This is a genomic window from Deltaproteobacteria bacterium (assembly GCA_016218975.1).
Taxonomy (GTDB): domain Bacteria; phylum Desulfobacterota; class Deferrimicrobia; order Deferrimicrobiales; family Deferrimicrobiaceae; genus JAENIX01.
This window is the reverse complement of record JACRCO010000037.1, coordinates 235,799-252,832: the sequence shown is the minus strand read 5'-3', so window position 1 is coordinate 252,832 and position 17,034 is coordinate 235,799. Positions and strand designations below refer to the sequence as shown.

Genomic DNA, 17,034 nt, shown 5'->3' with positions numbered 1-17,034 from the left:
GTTTCATGAAGGACTTTCGTCCCCGAAGCGGGGTGCACCTTCTCTACAATTTCCTGCTGGGAGCCGCCCTGCTGGGGCTTTCCCCCGCCTGGATTCCCTGGGCCATGCTGTCTCCCAGGCGGCGGAAGAATTTCCCGGACCGATTGGGGCGGCGGATGGAGCGCGTTCCTCCCGCGACCGGCAGGGAACGGATCTGGATCCACGCCGTGTCGGTGGGTGAAACCCTCTCCGCGGCGCCGCTCGTCCGCAGGCTGCGCGGGCGTCTTTCCGGCGTCGAGATCCTGTTCTCGACGGTGACGGTAACCGGGCAGGAGACCGCGGAGAAGGCGCTGGGAGGGGAAACGGACGCGCGATTCTACTTTCCGTTCGATCTGCCCTGCACAGCCGCCAGGTTCCTGGACCGCCTGCGTCCCGATCTCGTGGTTATCCTCGAAACGGAGATCTGGCCGAATTTCCTCGCGGAATGTTCGAAGCGGGGGATTCCGGCGATGATCGTTAACGGGAGGATCTCGGAGCGTTCCTTCCGGGGGTACGCCCGGTTCCGGTTCCTGTTCTCCCGGGTGCTGTCCTGCTTCTCGGCGATCACGGCGCAGACGGAGGAGGACGCTCGCAGATTCCTGGCGCTCGGGGCCCCGTCCGCGGCGGTATCCGTGACCGGGAACATGAAGTTCGACGTGGCGCCTCCGGCGGCGGGAATGTCGCCGCTCCACGCCCTGCTCAAGGGGAAAATGGAGGAGGAAACGCGATGGTTCGTCGCGGGATCGACCCATGAGGGGGAGGAGGAGGCCGTCCTCCACGCCTTCGAAAAGGGGAGATCCGTGGACGGCTCGCTGAAACTCCTCCTGGCTCCCCGCCACCCCGAGCGGTTCGATTCCGTCGAAGATCTTTGCCGGCGGGAAGGTTTCGTAACGGTCCGGAGGACGCTGCTGCCCCGGGATGCGGCGGAAAATCTGCCCCCGGTGATCCTGCTGGACAGCGTGGGGGAACTTTCCTCGGCCTATGCGGCGGCGGACATCGCCTTCGTCGGCGGAAGCCTCGTGCCGAAGGGAGGGCATAATATCCTGGAGCCTGCCCTCTACGGCGTTCCCACCGTGGTCGGGCCGCACATGGGGAACTTCCGGGAGATCGCGGAGATATTCACCGATGCGGGTGCGATATGCAAGGTCGGGGATGCAACCGAACTTGCCGCGCTGCTTGCGCGTTTCGCCGCGGATCCGCTTGCCGGGTTCGAAACGGGCACGCGCGCAAGAGAACTCCTGGCCGCATTCAGGGGCGCGACGGAGAGGAACGCCGCGATCGTGGAACGGCTTCTTTCGCTCCGCCGGAGGAAGAACGGGTGATCGGTCCTTTCGCAACATTGAGAAGGTCACTTTACGGAGCCGGGATCCTGCGCCAGGAATCCCTTCCCCGCCCTGTGATAAGCGTAGGGAACCTTTCGGTCGGCGGAACCGGCAAGACGCCCCACGTGCAGTTCCTCGCTTCCTGGCTCACGGAGACGGGAGTGAAAGTGGCAGTCCTGTCCAGAGGATACGGACGGAAGAGCCGCGGCGTCGTCTGGGTCTCGCGGGGCGACGGACCCGCGGTGACTGCCGAATACGGCGGCGACGAACCGGTCCTGCTCGCCGCGCTTCTGCCCGGGGTGCCCGTGCTTGCGGGCGAGTCCCGCGCCGAGGCGGGAAGGGAATGCCTTCGGTCAAGGGATGTGGATGTCTTTCTGCTGGATGACGGTTTCCAGCATCTTTCTCTCGGACGGGACGCCGACATACTTCTGGTCGATGCGACATGCGTCCTGGGAAACATGCGCACGCTGCCTTTCGGTCCCCTTCGCGAGTCGCCGGAAACGGCGCGGCGCGCAGACGCCCTTGTGATAACCAAGTGCGCCGGCCTGTCGCAGGGAGAAAAGGCCGCCGCGGCCGTTCCGTTCGAAGCGGACCGTCCCCGTGCATACACACGCATGGTGGCACGGGCGGTCGTCGACCGGTTCGGCAGGGAAACATCCCTTCCCCGGGATGGCGAGGAAGTCGTGGCTTTTTCCGGGCTGGCGCACAACGGGCAGTTCGCCGATACCCTTCGCACGTCGGGATTTGCCGTCCGTAAGTTTTTCTCCTTTCGGGACCATTACCGCTATCGCCGCGCGGACCTCGAAAGGATCGCCTCGGCGGCCGGAGGAGCGCCGGTCCTTACGACGGAAAAAGACCTCGTCCGGCTTTCCGGCACGCTTCCTTTCGATCTCAAGGCGATTCGCATCGGCGTGGAGTTCCTTTCGGGGTGGGAAGATCTCTCCCGCCTCATACTGGAAAGGCTCGGGAAGGCCGTGGAATCGTGAAAGAGGCATTGCTTCGGGCCGCCCTGAAAGTTCTGGAGGCGATCCCGCTCCCCCTGCGGGCGGCGCTTTTCGAAGCGGTCATGTTCTGCGTATGGGCGCTTGCCGCAAGGCACCGCCGTGTCGGAAGGATCAACCTGCGGATAGCCTTCCCTGAAATGGGGGACCGGGAAGCGTCGCGGATCGTTCGGTTCTGCTATGTGCGTATGGGGACGGCCGCAGCGGAATTCATCCACCTTCCGAAGATGGACGACGCGTACGTCGCGGAGCATTTCCGGATCGAGGGGGCGGAGCACATCCGCAAGGCGACGGAGGAGCGCGGGCTCGGGCCGCTGGCCATGACCGGTCATTTCGGAAACTGGGAGCTGCTTTCCTTCGTTTACGGAGCGGTCATAGCGCCGGTGTCGTTCATAGTGCGTCCGCTGAAAAACCCGTTGGCGGACCGGATCGTCACGGAGCGGAGGGAGATGAATGGAAACCGCGTTATCCGCAAGGAGGACTCCGCCAAGCTGGTCGTGCGGGAGATCCGGAAAAAAACGCTTGTCGGCATCCTGATAGACCAGAACGTGGAGCCGAGAAAAGGAATTCCGGTCGATTTCTTCACCCGCAAGGCGTACACGCCTTCAGGCATCGCCCGGCTGGCGCTCGCCCTTGGAACGACGGTGCATCCGGCGTTCATCTTCAGGGACCCGCGCCGCAAGTTCCACCACACATTGCGGTTCGGCCCCCCGATCCCGATGGACCCGGCGGCGCCGCGCGAGGAGGAAGTCCTGCGCCTTACGAGGAGATGCAACGAAGAACTGGAAAAGGCGATCCGCCGGGACCCGACGCAATGGCTCTGGTTTACGCGCAGATGGAAGGACCGTCCCCCGGGAGAGCCGGATCTTTACGGAGGAACTCGTTGAAAGGCATCGTTTTCCTGGATCGGGACGGAACGCTGATCGAGGACGTGGGATATATATCGGACCCGGCGCTCCTGAAGGAGATACCGGGCGCTGCGGAGTCCTTGAGGCGTCTTGCGGAAAACGGCTACGCCATCGCGGTGGTGTCTAACCAGGCCGGGCTCGCAAAGGGGAAAATCCGGGAGGAGCAATGGGACGCGGTCCACCGGGCTTTCGTCGAGTATTTTCGCAGGCTCGGGGTGTCGTTCGACGCCGTGGAATACTGCCCCCATCATGCGGATGGCATAGTCGAAAAGTACCGGCAGGCCTGCGGCTGCAGAAAGCCCGCTGCCGGGCTCGCGCTGAAGGTCCTGCGAAACCTGGCGCTCCCTCCTTCGTGCAGGGTCTGGGTGGTAGGTGATAAAATGTCGGATATCTCGATGGGGAAGCGCCTGCGCGCGGAGACCATACTGGTCGCGACCGGCTACGGCGAGGAAGAGCGCGTGGAAGGGGAGCGCCGCGGAGAAATCCCGGACGCGTTTCTTCCCAGCATACGGGAGGCGGCCGAGTGGATTTTGTCCCGGGAGCGATTATGAGCGGCAGGAGCAGTCGAAGTGCGGCTTTGCGCCGGAAAGGATTCTTCCTGCCCGTCGCTTTTCTCGCGGTCGCCATGGCGGGATGCCATTGGGGGCAGCCCCCGTCGAAACCGGCGTACGTGCCGCCTCCTTCGATCGAAGAGCCGGCCGGCGAAGCGCCCGCGGGGGAAATTGTCGCGGAAATCGCACCGGAATCCTCCGCCGGACCTGATGAACCTCCGCAGGCGGATGCGCCGCGTCATCCCGTTGTGGAGCCTTCGCCTTCCTCTGCGGCGGAGCCTGCCACATCCGCCGAGATGGAGCTTGCGCCGCCTGCCGCACACGGCGCAGACGTTCCACCCGCGGCCGGGGACGTGCCGGCGCCTGCGGTGCGAAAAACCGCAAGGCCGGTGACCCCCGCAACGGCGCCGTCGACGCCGACAAGGCCCAACTCGCTTGCGTCCCTCGATGAACCTTCGTGGGCGAAGGGAAGGGAAGAGCTGGTCTACCGTGTGGAATTCCTCGGGATGACGATGGGATACGCGCGCTTCAACTTCCGCGGGAAAACCATGCTGGGCAGCCGGGAAACCTATCATTTGAGCGTCCGGGCATGGACCTCCGATTTTCTTTCGGTCATCTATCCGATAAACGAAACTATCGAATATTATATGGATGTGAAGACGCTGGAGCCCCTGCGGCAGGAATCCACCGGCAGGGCGAAAAAGAAGGACGACATAATGTTCTACGACCAGAAGAAGGGGAGAATCGTTTACCGCTACAAGCATTCGGGGGAGATCCGCAAGGAGGTCGATGTCGTCCCCGGAGTCTTCGACCCGGTGACCGTCGCGTATTACTTCCGTGCCCGGGACCTTGGCGACGAGGGCCGTTCCCGCAACGTCTACGGTGGGCGTAAGCTGTACCAGATCGCATCGCGACTGCTGGGGCGGGAGAAGATCGACACGGTCCGCGGAAAGATGGATACCGTCGTAATCCAGCCTGTCATCAAGCGGGAAGGCAAGCTTGAGGACAAGGGTGACCTGAAGATGTGGATGACCGACGACGCCCGCCGCATCCCCGTGAGGATTTACGCCAAGTTCAGGAAAATCAGGATGTGGACGCTGTTCGCGGAGCTTGTTCCGCCAAGGGAAGGAGGATGAGGATATGGACGAAGAGCTTCTCGATATCCTGGCATGCCCCAAGTGCAAAGGGAGCCTTCGCCTGACGACCGACGAAAGCGAGCTTCTTTGCGAGAAGTGCCGCCTGAGCTACCGGATAGATGACGGGATACCCATCCTGCTCGTCGAGGAGGCGTCTCCAATTGAATGACGCCGGGTTCACCTCGCGCGCTTTCGATTACCTTGAAAAATTTCCCTCCTGCCGTATTTTGGTGGTGGGAGACATCATGCTTGACGAATATATCTGGGGGAACGTGAAACGCATCTCCCCCGAAGCGCCCGTCCCGGTCGTGGCGGTAACCGGGGACACGAAGGCGCTCGGCGGCGCGGGGAACGTGGCCGTGAACGTATCGGGGCTTTCCGCCAGGACCGCGCTCGCCGGCCTGATAGGCGCGGATTCCGCGGGAAGGGAGATTCTGAGGATCCTCGGCAGGCACCGCATCGGCGCCGCCGCTGTCGTCGCCGACCGGGACCGGCCGACGACGACCAAGACGCGAGTGATCGCCCATCACCAGCAGGTGGTGCGCGTGGACCGGGAGATGAAGGAATCCCCGAACGGCAGGGCGCAGGATGCTCTCCGGGCCAAGGTTCGGAAGGCGGTCCGGGAGGTCGACGGTGTCGTCCTCTCCGACTATCGGAAGGGGGCATTGAGCCGGGAGCTCGTCGAGGAGGTGACGGTTGCCGCCGCGAGGAGCGGAGCTTTCGTTGCAGTCGACCCGAAGCGGACCGATTTCTCCTTCTACAAGGGATGCACGCTGATCACACCCAACAAGGCGGAAGCGGAAGCGGCGCTGGGAGGCCGTGAGCTGCCCGGAGACCGGGAGATCCATGAAGGCGGCAAGGCGCTGCTGCGGGCCAGCGGCGCGAAGGCGGTACTGATAACCCGCGGTGAGGATGGGATGAGCCTCGTCGAGCGGGGGAGGGACGTCTCCTTCCACATCCCCGCGAAGGCCCGGCAGGTGTTCGACGTCACCGGCGCGGGAGACACGGTGATCGGGACGATAGCTGTGGCGATGGGTTCGGGGGCATCCTTGCGCGATGCGGCGCTTCTGGCCAACCTCGCCGCGAGCATCGTAGTCGGAGAGGTGGGCACCGCGCCGATCACAAGGGAAAAGCTCGCGGCGGCCCTGCGCGCCAGGCAATGAGCCGGCGAGGCTCGCCGCCGCCCGCAAGGCTCGTGGTATCCGTGATCTACAGGGAAGAGGAACGCTTCCGGAAAGCCCTCGCGGCTATCTCCGACCGGTTCGGGCAGGTGGCGGAAACGAGCGGAATATTCCCCTTCGACCGGACCGAGTATTATGCGAAGGAAATGGGAGTTCCATTGTATCGAAGGTTCGTCGTGATGGAACGGCTCGTTCCGCGCGACTCGCTTGCATGGGCCAAGCTTGCGGCGGAAGAGATGGAGGCGGCATTTTCCGATGGCGGCAAGCGCACCGTAAACGTGGATCCGGGGCTGTTGACGGAGGAGAATTATTCCCTTGCCACAGGCAAGAATTACAGCCATCGCGTGTACCTTCGCGACGGAGTGTTCGCGGACCTCACGCTGATCTACGAGAGGGGGGGGTACCGGCCTCTTCCCTGGTCGTACCCGGACCTCGCTTCCGAAAGCATACGCTCATACCTTGGGGAAGTGCGGGGAAGGCTCAGGGAAGCCAGAAAACTCGCCGCGGAGGAGCCGACATGTCGTGGATGAGCATGACGGGGTACGGCAGGGGCGAGGCCCACGGTAAGGATATCGCAATCACCGCCGACGTCCGGTCGGTGAACCACCGGTTCCTCGACATCCACGTGAGATGCCCCTCGAAGTTCTTTTCCTGGGAACCGAGGATCCGCGGAGTTGTCCGGGAAGCGTTGCGGCGCGGAAAGGTCGATGTATTACTCGCAGTCCGGGAGTGGGGAAGCACGGGAACGACGGTCAGGGTGAATCGCGAAGCCCTGAATTCCTTTCTCGTCGAGGCCCACCGGATCCGCGACGAAGCCGGTCTGCCCATAGAGCTTTCTTTCAGGGATCTGCTTGGTGTCCCGGACCTGTTCGTGTTCGCCGCCGAAGGGGCGGATCCCGCCGAGGAGCACTGGGAACTTGCCGAAAAAGCCCTTCGGAGCGCGGTCGCGATGCTGCAGGAATCGAGACGCGATGAAGGAGAGCGCCTTCGGGAGGTCGTAGCCGCCGGGGTGTCGGAGCTTGCGGTTATTTCGGATAATATCGCCGCATTATCCGTTGAAAACAAGGAATTTGCCATAGTAAAGTTCAAGGAAAGGATACAATCACTCGCGGGGGAGGCAGGCATCGATCCCGGAAGGCTTCACCAGGAAGCGGCTTTCCTGCTGGACCGGCTGGACATCACCGAGGAGTGCGACCGCCTGCGGTCCCATCTTGCCGGGCTCGGGAAACTGCTGGAGAAGCCGGGCGAGGCCGTGGGCAAAAGGTTCGATTTCCTCGTCCAGGAAGTCTTCCGCGAATTGAACACCGCTTCCAACAAGTCCGCCCGCTCGGAGATATCGGCGCTGGCCGTGACCGCAAAGACCGAAATGGAAAAGATCCGGGAACAGATCCAGAACGTGGAGTAATCCATGGCAAACGGAGACGTATTCGTCATTTCGGCCCCGTCGGGGTCGGGAAAGACCACGATCTGCAGGCTGCTGATCGAGAGGGTGGAGGGGCTCGAGCTTTCCATCTCCTACACCACGCGGCGGCGCAAGAACGGCGAGGCCGAGGGTAAGGATTATTTTTTCATTACTGAAGATAATTTTGATAAAATGATAAGTTTGAAGGAGTTCCTGGAATTCGCGAATGTTTACGGGATGCGATACGGGACCTCCCGCGAAACCGTCAGGTCCATCGTTTCCCGCGGGGTGGACGCCGTTCTCGAGATAGACGTCCAGGGCGGACGGAAGATCAAGGAAGCGCTTCCGGAGTCCGTTCTGATCGGCATTTTCCCCCCGGACGGGGAAACGCTTTCCCGGAGGCTGGCGGACCGTGGGCGCGACAGCCGTGAGGAAATGGAGGCCCGGCTGGAGGTCGCGGGGAAGGAGATGCGGGATCTCCTTCACTACGATTACCTGGTGGTAAACGACAGCCTCGAGAAAGCGGTACGGCAAGTCGAGTGGATCGTCCGCGCGCAGCGGCTCCGCAGGGAGCGCGTACGCGAGCGGCTTGAAAGGATTCTTTCCGGGTAGGAGAGGGAGAATATGGCGCGAGTAACGGTAGAAGATTGTCTTCGTCGCGTGAACAGCCACTTCGAGCTTACGGTGGTGGCGGCGAAGCGGGCCAAGCAGCTTCTGGGCGGGCAGGGCGCTTCGATCGACACGTCCCAGCGAAGGGACAAGCCCACGGTGGTGGCGCTCAGGGAAATCGCGCAGGGGACGGTGCGGGTCAAAGCCTGAACGCGGAGCGCTCCATGCTCCGACTACATGACATCGTCGAACGGGTCCAGGCGTCACGGCCGAACGGCGACATCGAACTGATCCACAAGGCCTACGTCTTCACGGCGAAGGTGCATCACGGGCAGCTCCGGCAGTCGGGCGAGCCCTATCTCATCCATCCCCTGAACGTTGCGCACATCCTCGCGGACTGGAACCTCGACGAGGAGACGGTGGCCGTCGGCCTGCTCCACGACACCGTGGAGGACACGGTGGCGACGATCGAGGAGATCCGCGATCTCTTCGGCGATACCATAGCGGCGATGGTGGACGGCGTGTCGAAGATCAGCCGCGTCGTGATTTCCGACGTCGCCGACCAGAAGGCCGAGTCCCTCCGTAAAATGATCCTGGCCATGGGGAAGGACCTGCGGGTCGTCCTCGTCAAGCTGGCGGACCGCCTCCACAACATGAGGACGATCGCCCACCTCTCCCGCGACAAGCAGGTCGCCGTCTCCCGTGAAACCCAGGACATCTACAATCCCATCGCGAGTCGCCTCGGCATGTCCCGGGTGAAGATGGAGCTGGAGGACCGATGCTTCGAGATCCTCCACCCGGAGGATTACCGCGAGCTCGTGCGTCTTGCCGACGAACGGAAGCGGGACCGGGAAAGCCACGTGCACAGCGTCGTCGAGCTGCTGGAAAAGAAGCTTGTGGAAGCGGGTCTCGAGGCGGCGGTCAGCGGGCGTTCGAAGCACATCGCAGGGTTGTTCCAGAAGATGGCGCGGCAGGGGATAGACTTCGACCACGTCTACGATTTCATCGGGTTCCGCATCATCGCGAAGTCGGTGCGCGAGTGCTACGAGGTGCTCGGGATCGTGCACAGCCTGTGGAAGCCCGTTCCCGGCCGGTTCAAGGACTACATAGCGATGCCCAAGCAGAATCTATACCAGTCCCTCCACACCACGGTGTTCGGGCCGAACGCGGAGCTTATGGAAATCCAGATCCGCACGGAGGAGATGCACGCCATCGCCGAATACGGAGTGGCGGCGCACTGGAAATACAAGGAGGGGCGGCCCGTCGTCGGGAAGGGCGACCAGATGTTCCTGTGGCTCCGGCAGATCCTCGAGCTGCAGCAGGACATGAAGGATCCGCGGGAATTCCTTAACACGGTGAAGGTGGAGCTTTTCCCCGAGGAAGTATACGTATTCACCCCCCGGGGCGACGTCAAGGAACTGCCGCAGGGAGCGACACCGGTCGACTTCGCCTACGCGATCCACACGGAGGTCGGAAACAAGTGCGTGGGCGCGAAGGTGAACGGCAAGATGGTTCCCTTGAAGACGGCGCTCAAGAACGGGGACGTCGTCGAGATCATCACCCATCCCGCCCACACTCCGAGCAAGGACTGGCTCAAGATAGCCAGGACGAACCGGGCCCTGAACAAGATCCGCGCCTTCGTCCGCCAGGAGCAGCAGGAGCGCAGCCTCGCCCTCGGGCGCCAGATTCTGGAACGGGAGCTGCGGAAATACTCCCTCTCCCTGAACAAGGTGCTCAAGGCGAAGGAATTCGAGGAGACGCTGCAGGAGAGCCGCCTTAAAACCGCGGACGACTACTGCGTAGCGTTGGGGTACGGGAAGATGTCGCTCATGCCGCTTCTGCGCCGGCTGGTGCCGCCGGAGCAGCTGCAGGAAAAGGTGAAGGACAGCCGGCTCGGCGCCCTGATCAGAAGGGTAACCGCGAGGAAGCCGAGCGCGATCATCGTGAAGGGGATGGACGACATTTTCATTCGGCTCGGGAACTGCTGCCACCCGGTGCCCGGGGATCCGATCGTGGGTTTCATCACGCGGGGGAGGGGCGTGACGATCCACGCAAAGGACTGCCCGAAAGCGCTGGAGAACGATCCGGCGCGGGCGATCGAGGTGGCCTGGGAGGCGGGAACGAAAGCGGCGCACCCGGTCAAATTGAAGGTCGTCTGCGCCGACAAGCCGGGACTCCTCGCAGACATTTCGCGCACGATCACCGCAAGCGACGTGGACATACGGCGGGCGGTCGTCATGACGACGCGGGACAAGCGCGCGATCTGCAACTTCGAAGTTTCGGTCAACGACGCGCAGCACCTCGCGACCCTGATCAAGTCCGTCGAGAAGCTTAAAAACGTATTCTCCGTGGAGAGAGGAAAGGGATAGAGATGAGGGAGATAATCGGGACCGCCGCGGCGCCCGCGGCGATCGGACCGTATTCGCAGGCGGTCCGCGCGGGGGGGCTTTTGTTCTGCTCGGGACAGATACCGCTCGACCCGGCGACCGGGAAGATGGTCGATGGAGGTATCGGGGCGCAGACGGAGCGGGTGCTTGCAAACCTTGAAGCGGTGCTTTCCGCGGGGGGCGCTTCGTTCGCCTCGGTGGTCAAGACGACCGTGTACCTCGCCGACCTTGCGGATTTCCCCGCGATGAACACCGTGTACGGAAGGTTTTTCCCGAAGGACCCGCCGGCGAGGGCCACCATACAGGCGGCGCGTCTTCCGGCGGGGGCGCTTGTGGAGATCGACGCGGTGGCGTCGACGCCGGAACGGTAACGGGCTATACGGCCTTGACGACCCGGCCGGACTTGATGCAGTTCGTGCAGACGGAAATGTGGCGGACCGTGCCGCCGCTCACCGTCTTGACGCGCTGGATGTTCGGCTTCCATATCTTCCGGGTCCGGTTGTTCGCGTGGGATACGTTGTGCCCGAAATTCGGGCCCTTCCCGCAGATTGCGCACTTTGCCATGACGTCCTCCGTAAATTTAACCTAAGGAAATTACCACATTTAATGAATCTCAGGCAAGATCAAAATCTCCTTTCCTCCCGGCGCAAGAAAGGGGTATTTCTCCCCGCGGCCTTCTTCCTGCTTTTGGCGGCCGGTGGGGGCGCGGCGGTGCCGCACATCGCAGCGCGACGCCTTCCGGGCCCTCCCGCGGCGACGCAGTCGGATGCGATATTCGTCCTTGCCGGGGGAGAGAACCGGATCGCCGAGGGATTCCGGGCATGGAAGGAGGGCAAGGGCAAGGAACTTTTCATACTCGGCGCCAGGGGCGGAACGCGCATCGAAAGGATCCTGCCCGGACGCCGGGAGATCCCCCCCGAGGACATGGGACGCCTGCATGTCGAGGGATGGTCCGAGAACACCATGGAGAACGCGTTTTCGGCCAAGGGGCTGTCCGAGGACAGGAAATTCCGGCAGGTGATCCTGGTCACTTCCGACTATCACGTGCCGCGCGCCTACTTCGCTCTTCGTTCGGTCATACAGCCCGGGGTAGGGATTTACGTGATCGCGGTGCGCTCGGAGTGGCGGGACCGGAACGCCTTGCCGCGTACGCTGCGGCTGTTCTTCGTGGAAGGGTGGAAGTACTGGGGCTACCGCCTCTTCCTCTGGACCGTGTGACGAACGGGCTCGCACGACTCGCGGGTACGCATCGGGGCCGGGTCCCGGCCGGGGGGGTCCCTAAGCGTCGGGGTTGCGGTGGAAGAACTCGGGGATGCGGGGGAGGCCGTCGGCGAAGACGCGCCGCCCTTCGATCCGCAGCCTTCCCTGGAAGAAGAGCCGGATCGCCATCGGGTAGATCTTGTGCTCCTGGACCAGTATCCGCGCTGCGAGCGTATCCTCGGTGTCGTCGTCGTACACCGGAACGACTCCCTGCACGATGATCGGCCCCGTGTCGACCCCTTCGTCGAGGAAATGTACGGTGCATCCGGAAAACCGGACGCCGTAGTTCAGCGCCTGCCGGGGGCCGTGCGTGCCCGGGAATGAGGGTAGCAGCGCCGGGTGTATGTTCAATATCCGGCTGGGAAAGGCGCCGACGAACACCGGGGTGAGCACCCTCATGAATCCGGCCAGGCAGACCAGCTCGGCCCTGCTCTTGCGTATGGTTTCCACAAGCCGCCCGTCGAACTCTTCGCGCGTGCGATAATCCTTGTGGCTTACGACCTCCGTGGGGATGCCGTGCTTCCCGGCCCGGACGAGGCCGTAGGCGTCCGCCTTGTTGCTGATGACGATCCCGACCCGGCAGGGGATCTCCCCCCGCTCGGAGGCGTCGATGATCGCCTGAAGGTTCGAGCCGCTTCCCGAAACGAGCACGGCGATGGCGGGCCTGTCGCTCATTATCTTCCTCCGGCGAGAAGGACCTGCGGGGCGCCCTTCCGGCCTTTCCTTATTTCGCCCACGACGTATGCGGATTCACCGGCGCGGCGCAAAATACGAAGCGCCGTTCCGGCGTCGGCGGCGCGGACGGCCACTACCATTCCGATCCCCATGTTGAAGGTGCGGTACGCCTCTTCTTCCGGGAGCCGCGCCTCGCGCGCTATCGTTTCGAATACCGGGAGGACCGGCCAGCTCCCTTTCTCGATCACAGCCGTCACGCCGTCCGGCAGCGTCCGCGGCACATTTCCGGGTATCCCTCCGCCGGTGATGTGCGCCATTGCGCGGATCGGGACCTTGCGCAAGAGGGAAAGCACCGGCCGCACGTAGATCCTGGTGGGCTTCAACAATTCCCCGGCGGCTGTCGTGCCCCATTCGGGGACCGGCGAGTCCGCCTTTTTTCTCATTCGCTCGAAGACGACCTTCCGCGCCAGCGAATACCCGTTGCTGTGCAGCCCCGAGGAGGCAAGCCCGAGGAGGACGTCGCCCGGCCGGACCGTGCGGCCGTCGATGATTTTCCCCCGTTCGACGATTCCCACCGCGAATCCCGCAAGGTCGAACTCCCCCGGAGCGTACACGGAAGGCATCTCGGCGGTCTCCCCCCCGAGAAGCGCGCATCCGGCCTGGCGGCACCCTTCCGCGATCCCGGAGACCACGGCGGCGCCGTCAGCGGCGGACAGTTTCCCCGTGGCGTAGTAGTCGAGGAAGAACAGGGGCTCCGCCCCGTGGACCAGGATGTCGTTGACGCACATCGCCACGAGGTCGATTCCGACCGTGTCCAGCTTTCCGGCCATCGAGGCGACCTTTACTTTCGTTCCCACACCGTCGGTCCCGGAGACAAGCACCGGGTTCCGGTACCTTTTCGACGGGAAACGGAAGAATCCGGCGAACGAACCGATGTCCCCAAGCACTTCCTTGCGGTAAGTCGTCCGGACCATCGGCCGGATAAGGGAAACCAGCCGCTCCCCCTCGTCGATGCTCACGCCGGCGGCGGCGTAGGTCATTGGTTTTTTCAAGGCGTTCTCTCCGTCGGAATGACGATCCATGTAAGTTTTAACTTATCTGCGCGCGGTAAAGCCAATGATTTTTCCTCCCGCATCCGTTAAGATAATCCGATTGCGGAACGGGGGTAAAGACAGGGCGTATGGCGACAAGGGTGGGGGTCGTGATCCTGGGGGATGAAGTCCTGAAGGCAGAAGTCAGTGAAGCGAACCTGGGGTATATCCTTCACCGGCTCAACGAGTGGGGAGCCGAAGTGACGCTGTGCGCCATCCTTCCGGACGACATCGAAACGGTTGCCAGGCATCTTCGCGCTTACCTGGGGGAAGCCGATCTCCTGGTTCTCACAGGGGGGATCGGGCCGACCCCGGACGACATCACGCGGGAAGCGGTGGCGCGCGTGGCCGGCGTGCCGCTGATAGTCCATCCCGACGCGAAGGAGGAGCTTGAACGATATTACGGCGACCGCATCAACACCTACAGGATGCTGATGGCGCAGGTGCCGGAAGGCGCGTCGCTGATCCCGAATCCGGTCAGCGCGGCGCCGGGGTTCTTCGTCTCCCGGATGGCCGCGTTTCCCGGGGTTCCCATGCTGCTTCAGAGGATGTTCGATTGGATCCGCCCGCACATCGAGGGGAAACGCAAAAGCCGCGTGATCCTGTTCGGGAAGGTTCCCGAGTCCGGCTACGCCGGGATCATGAAAGATGCGATGGCCGACTTCCCGGACGTGAGCGTGGGCTCGTACCCGATGATGGAGGCGGGGTACAGCGTCCGTGTGGTTTTTCGCGCGAACGAGTTTGCGCGTGCCGCAGCCTGCGCCGATTCCTTCACGGAAAAGCTGAGGGGGGCGGGATGGGAGTTGTCGCGGCGCGAGGAGGAGCGGGGAGATGAAGGTTAGGGTTAAGGGAATGACTCTCCGCACGGCCCGGTTGGCGGCGATTCTTTCGCTCCCGATGATGCTGCTATCAGTCGCTGTTGCAGTCGGAGCGGATCCTTCACCTTCACTTTCGGCGGCGGGGTGGGAGGAACGGACCTCGGGATACTGGAGCAGCGTGCCGCGCATTAAAGCCGAAGCGAACGGCAATCGCCTCTCGGCGGAGTTCGCTCTTCCCCCCGGATCGGGGGTGTCCTGGTCGAAGAAAGTGGCATTGGATAACGCGGCGGGCGGCATTCTGGCCTTCGAATTTTCGTCCGACGGGACGAATTCCTCCTCCCGCGACTACAAGGAATTCCGGACGCGCTTCCCTGTTTCCGTGACCGTCGTCTTCGGGAAGGATTCCCAGGAACTCGGCTGGCGGACGCGATTCCTGTATTTCTTCAGGAAGATCCGGCACGGGTTCCCTCCCGGCGGGATCCGTCTCGTCTACGCGTGGGGGAACCAGGTCCCGGTGGGATCGATGTACCGAACCGGCGAAGAGGAAACGGTTTTTATCCTGGCCGGGGAAGAGGATAAGGGGAAGACGGTCCGCGAGCGCAGGAATTTAAGGGAGGATTTCATGGCCGCCTACGGCCGCTACCCGAGCGGCCCCGTGACCTCCATCATCGTCGGCGCCGCGCGCCCTTCCGGGGAGAAGGAGCAGCTCATGGGCCGCGTCGTCCTCACCCTGCCCGGGCCATAACCCGGCGGTCACTCGTATCTGAGCGCCTCGATCGGGTCCATCCGCGACGCCTTGCGCGCCGGATAGAATCCGAAGAAGACCCCCACCGCCGCGGAGAACCCGAACGCCAGCAGGATCGCCCCGCCCGAAATCAGGGTGGACCAACCCGCGAATCTCGAGATCAACGACGACCCGGTGATCCCCAGCAGGATGCCGATCGTCCCGCCGGTGACTGCAAGGACGAGCGCCTCGATCAGGAACTGGAGAAGGATGTCCCGCTCCCTTGCGCCGACGGCCATCCTGATCCCGATCTCCCGCGTCCTCTCTGTCACGGAGACGAGCATGATGTTCATGATCCCGATCCCCCCCACCAGCAGTGAAACCGAGGCGATTGCGCCGAGCAGCAGGCTCATGACGCGGGTGGAGGCTTCCGCCACTGCCAGCATCTCGGAAAGGTTGCGAATGGAAAAATCGGGATCCTGGGCCGGACCGATCCGGTGCCGCTGCCGCAGGAGGTCAGAAACCTGTTTTTCGGCTTCCTTCACCGAGTCCGGGCCGGCCGCCTGCACGAGTATGACACCGACCATCCCGATGTGGGTGGTGCCGAACAACTTCTTCTGTGAGGTGGTAATGGGAACGGCGACGACGTCGTCCTGGTCCTGACCCTGGGGGGATTGTCCCTTCCTCTCCAGGATTCCCACCACGGTGAACGGGATGCGCTTGATGCGGACGATCTTCCCGATCGGGTTTTCCTCTCCGAAGAGGTTCACCGCGACGGTCTGGCCCAGCACCGCGACCTTGGAGGCCGATTCCACCTCCGCCTCCGTAAAGAATCTGCCGTTCTCCGCCATCCACTCGCGGATCTGGAAGTATTCGGGCGTGACGCCCTGGATGATCGTGCTCCAGTTCTGGTTGCCGTAAACGACGGGGGCGGTGTTCCGGATCGTCGGCCCCGCCCGCGCCACGGCGGGGAGCTCCTTGCCGATGGCCTTCGCATCCGCCATCGTAAGTGTGGGGACGCCGCCGAAGCCGGATCGCAATCCTCCGGATGTGGTGCTGCCCGGGAGGATCATGATCAGGTTCGAGCCGATGGATGCGATCTGTGCGGAAATCCTCTCGTTCGCGCCCGCGCCGATAGCCACCATTGCGATGACGGCCGCGACGCCGATGATCATCCCCAACATCGTGAGGACCGAGCGCATCTTGTTCGCCCTCAGGGAACGGTAGGCGACCTTGGAAGCGGAGTAGAGGTTCACGGCGCACCCACCGGTTTGTCCGAAACGATCCGGCCGTCGCGGAACCGCACGATGCGCTTCGAATATCCGGCGATGTCCTCTTCGTGCGTCACCAGCACAAGCGTGATCCCCCGTTCGTCCGCCAGCCCCCGGAAGGCCTTCATGATTTCGAAACTGGTCGCGGTGTCCAGGTTGCCGGTGGGCTCGTCGGCAAGCAGAAGGGAGGGAGTGTTCACGATGGCGCGCGCTATGGCGACCCGCTGCTGCTGGCCCCCCGACATCTGCGTGGGGTTATGGTGCTCCCGGTCCAGTATGCCCACGGCTCGAAGCGCCTCGCGGGCACGCTCACGGCGGACAGCGGACGGGGTGCTGTCGTAGATCATCGGCAGCTCCACGTTCTCGAGCGCCGTCATCCGTGCGAGCAGGTTGAATCCCTGGAATACGAAGCCGATCTTCTTTCTGCGTATTCCCGCGAGCGCATCCCGTGAAAGCGTCCCGACGTCCTCGCCGTCGAGCCTGTAGGAACCGGCGGTGGGGCGGTCGAGGCATCCCAGTATGTTCATGAGCGTGGATTTTCCGGATCCCGAAGCGCCCATGACCGCGAGGAATTCCCCCCGCTCGATATCGAGCGTGACGTCCCTCAACGCCTCCACGCTCACTTCGCCGAGGCGGTAGGTTTTGCAGAGGCCGCGTATTTCGATCGCGGGAGTTCCCAC

General features: G+C 63.2%; 21 protein-coding genes. 16 read left to right on the top strand and 5 right to left on the bottom strand.

The genetic code is table 11. The features are described from left to right. Positions 1-5: 5 nt before the first annotated feature. From HY896_05785 to HY896_05725, 13 genes are read left to right on the top strand one after another with little or no spacing between them, the layout of a single operon-like run. Positions 6-1,340, top strand: coding sequence for a 3-deoxy-D-manno-octulosonic acid transferase (locus tag HY896_05785; protein ID MBI5575857.1), 1,335 nt, complete (start codon positions 6-8; stop codon positions 1,338-1,340). After that, entirely contained in the window at positions 1,337-2,326 is a 990-nt protein-coding gene (gene lpxK / locus HY896_05780) for a tetraacyldisaccharide 4'-kinase (protein MBI5575856.1), read from the top strand. Before HY896_05785 ends, lpxK begins: the two co-directional genes overlap by 4 nt. Continuing rightward, positions 2,323-3,228 (top strand): lysophospholipid acyltransferase family protein, encoded by a 906-nt coding sequence (locus tag HY896_05775; GenBank protein ID MBI5575855.1) that lies wholly within the window; start codon positions 2,323-2,325, stop codon positions 3,226-3,228. The genes lpxK and HY896_05775 overlap by 4 nt, the downstream gene beginning before the upstream one ends. Further along, the gene (locus HY896_05770) at positions 3,225-3,800 is read left to right on the top strand and encodes an HAD-IIIA family hydrolase (GenBank protein ID MBI5575854.1); all 576 of its coding nucleotides are present in this window, start codon (positions 3,225-3,227) and stop codon (positions 3,798-3,800) included. Before HY896_05775 ends, HY896_05770 begins: the two co-directional genes overlap by 4 nt. After that, entirely contained in the window at positions 3,773-4,936 is a 1,164-nt protein-coding gene (locus HY896_05765) for a DUF3108 domain-containing protein (protein MBI5575853.1), read from the top strand. The genes HY896_05770 and HY896_05765 overlap by 28 nt, the downstream gene beginning before the upstream one ends. 4 nt (positions 4,937-4,940) lie before the next feature. Next, on the top strand, positions 4,941-5,105 hold the full coding sequence (locus HY896_05760) for a Trm112 family protein (GenBank protein MBI5575852.1): 165 nt from the start codon (positions 4,941-4,943) through the stop codon (positions 5,103-5,105). After that, complete coding sequence (gene rfaE1, locus HY896_05755) at positions 5,098-6,099, top strand: D-glycero-beta-D-manno-heptose-7-phosphate kinase (protein ID MBI5575851.1); 1,002 nt, start codon at positions 5,098-5,100, stop codon at positions 6,097-6,099. The genes HY896_05760 and rfaE1 overlap by 8 nt, the downstream gene beginning before the upstream one ends. Next, positions 6,096-6,647 (top strand): DUF4416 family protein, encoded by a 552-nt coding sequence (locus tag HY896_05750; protein ID MBI5575850.1) that lies wholly within the window; start codon positions 6,096-6,098, stop codon positions 6,645-6,647. The genes rfaE1 and HY896_05750 overlap by 4 nt, the downstream gene beginning before the upstream one ends. Then, positions 6,635-7,522 carry a YicC family protein gene (locus HY896_05745; GenBank protein ID MBI5575849.1) on the top strand — a complete coding sequence of 296 codons (888 nt, stop codon included), beginning with the start codon at positions 6,635-6,637 and terminating at the stop codon, positions 7,520-7,522. The genes HY896_05750 and HY896_05745 overlap by 13 nt, the downstream gene beginning before the upstream one ends. Positions 7,523-7,525: 3 nt before the next feature. Beyond that, positions 7,526-8,131, top strand: a complete 606-nt coding sequence (gene gmk / locus HY896_05740) for a guanylate kinase (GenBank protein ID MBI5575848.1) — start codon at positions 7,526-7,528, stop codon at positions 8,129-8,131. Between the two features lie 12 nt (positions 8,132-8,143). Further along, positions 8,144-8,338, top strand: a complete 195-nt coding sequence (locus tag HY896_05735) for a DNA-directed RNA polymerase subunit omega (protein ID MBI5575847.1) — start codon at positions 8,144-8,146, stop codon at positions 8,336-8,338. Between the two features lie 14 nt (positions 8,339-8,352). Next, positions 8,353-10,497, top strand: coding sequence for a bifunctional (p)ppGpp synthetase/guanosine-3',5'-bis(diphosphate) 3'-pyrophosphohydrolase (locus tag HY896_05730; GenBank protein MBI5575846.1), 2,145 nt, complete (start codon positions 8,353-8,355; stop codon positions 10,495-10,497). Between the two features lie 2 nt (positions 10,498-10,499). Next, on the top strand, positions 10,500-10,886 hold the full coding sequence (locus tag HY896_05725; protein MBI5575845.1) for a RidA family protein: 387 nt from the start codon (positions 10,500-10,502) through the stop codon (positions 10,884-10,886). A gap of 4 nt (positions 10,887-10,890) precedes the next feature. Here HY896_05725 and HY896_05720 read toward each other — a convergent pair whose 3' ends face one another. Continuing rightward, positions 10,891-11,079: a 50S ribosomal protein L28 gene (locus HY896_05720; protein MBI5575844.1), complete on the bottom strand. Its 189-nt coding sequence runs from the start codon at positions 11,077-11,079 to the stop codon at positions 10,891-10,893. 42 nt (positions 11,080-11,121) lie between these two features. On the opposite strand from HY896_05720, the gene HY896_05715 reads away from it, so the two are divergent. Beyond that, entirely contained in the window at positions 11,122-11,733 is a 612-nt protein-coding gene (locus HY896_05715; protein MBI5575843.1) for a YdcF family protein, read from the top strand. Between the two features lie 60 nt (positions 11,734-11,793). Here the strand turns inward: HY896_05715 and HY896_05710 are convergent, their stop codons facing one another. Together HY896_05710 and HY896_05705 are read right to left on the bottom strand one after the other, a co-directional pair. Beyond that, entirely contained in the window at positions 11,794-12,450 is a 657-nt protein-coding gene (locus HY896_05710) for a phosphoribosylglycinamide formyltransferase (protein ID MBI5575842.1), read from the bottom strand. Then, complete coding sequence (locus HY896_05705; protein ID MBI5575841.1) at positions 12,450-13,490, bottom strand: phosphoribosylformylglycinamidine cyclo-ligase; 1,041 nt, start codon at positions 13,488-13,490, stop codon at positions 12,450-12,452. Before HY896_05705 ends, HY896_05710 begins: the two co-directional genes overlap by 1 nt. Positions 13,491-13,630: 140 nt before the next feature. Between HY896_05705 and HY896_05700 the strand changes: the two genes are divergently transcribed. After that, positions 13,631-14,383 (top strand): competence/damage-inducible protein A, encoded by a 753-nt coding sequence (locus HY896_05700; protein ID MBI5575840.1) that lies wholly within the window; start codon positions 13,631-13,633, stop codon positions 14,381-14,383. Continuing rightward, the gene (locus HY896_05695) at positions 14,373-15,104 is read left to right on the top strand and encodes a DUF3047 domain-containing protein (GenBank protein ID MBI5575839.1); all 732 of its coding nucleotides are present in this window, start codon (positions 14,373-14,375) and stop codon (positions 15,102-15,104) included. The genes HY896_05700 and HY896_05695 overlap by 11 nt, the downstream gene beginning before the upstream one ends. 8 nt (positions 15,105-15,112) lie before the next feature. Here the strand turns inward: HY896_05695 and HY896_05690 are convergent, their stop codons facing one another. Together HY896_05690 and HY896_05685 are read right to left on the bottom strand one after the other, a co-directional pair. Beyond that, positions 15,113-16,285 (bottom strand): ABC transporter permease, encoded by a 1,173-nt coding sequence (locus HY896_05690; GenBank protein MBI5575838.1) that lies wholly within the window; start codon positions 16,283-16,285, stop codon positions 15,113-15,115. Positions 16,286-16,335: 50 nt separating this feature from the next. Next, a complete protein-coding gene (locus HY896_05685; protein MBI5575837.1) occupies positions 16,336-17,019 on the bottom strand; it encodes an ABC transporter ATP-binding protein in 684 nt (227 codons plus the stop codon). Between the last annotated feature and the right edge of the window lie 15 nt (positions 17,020-17,034).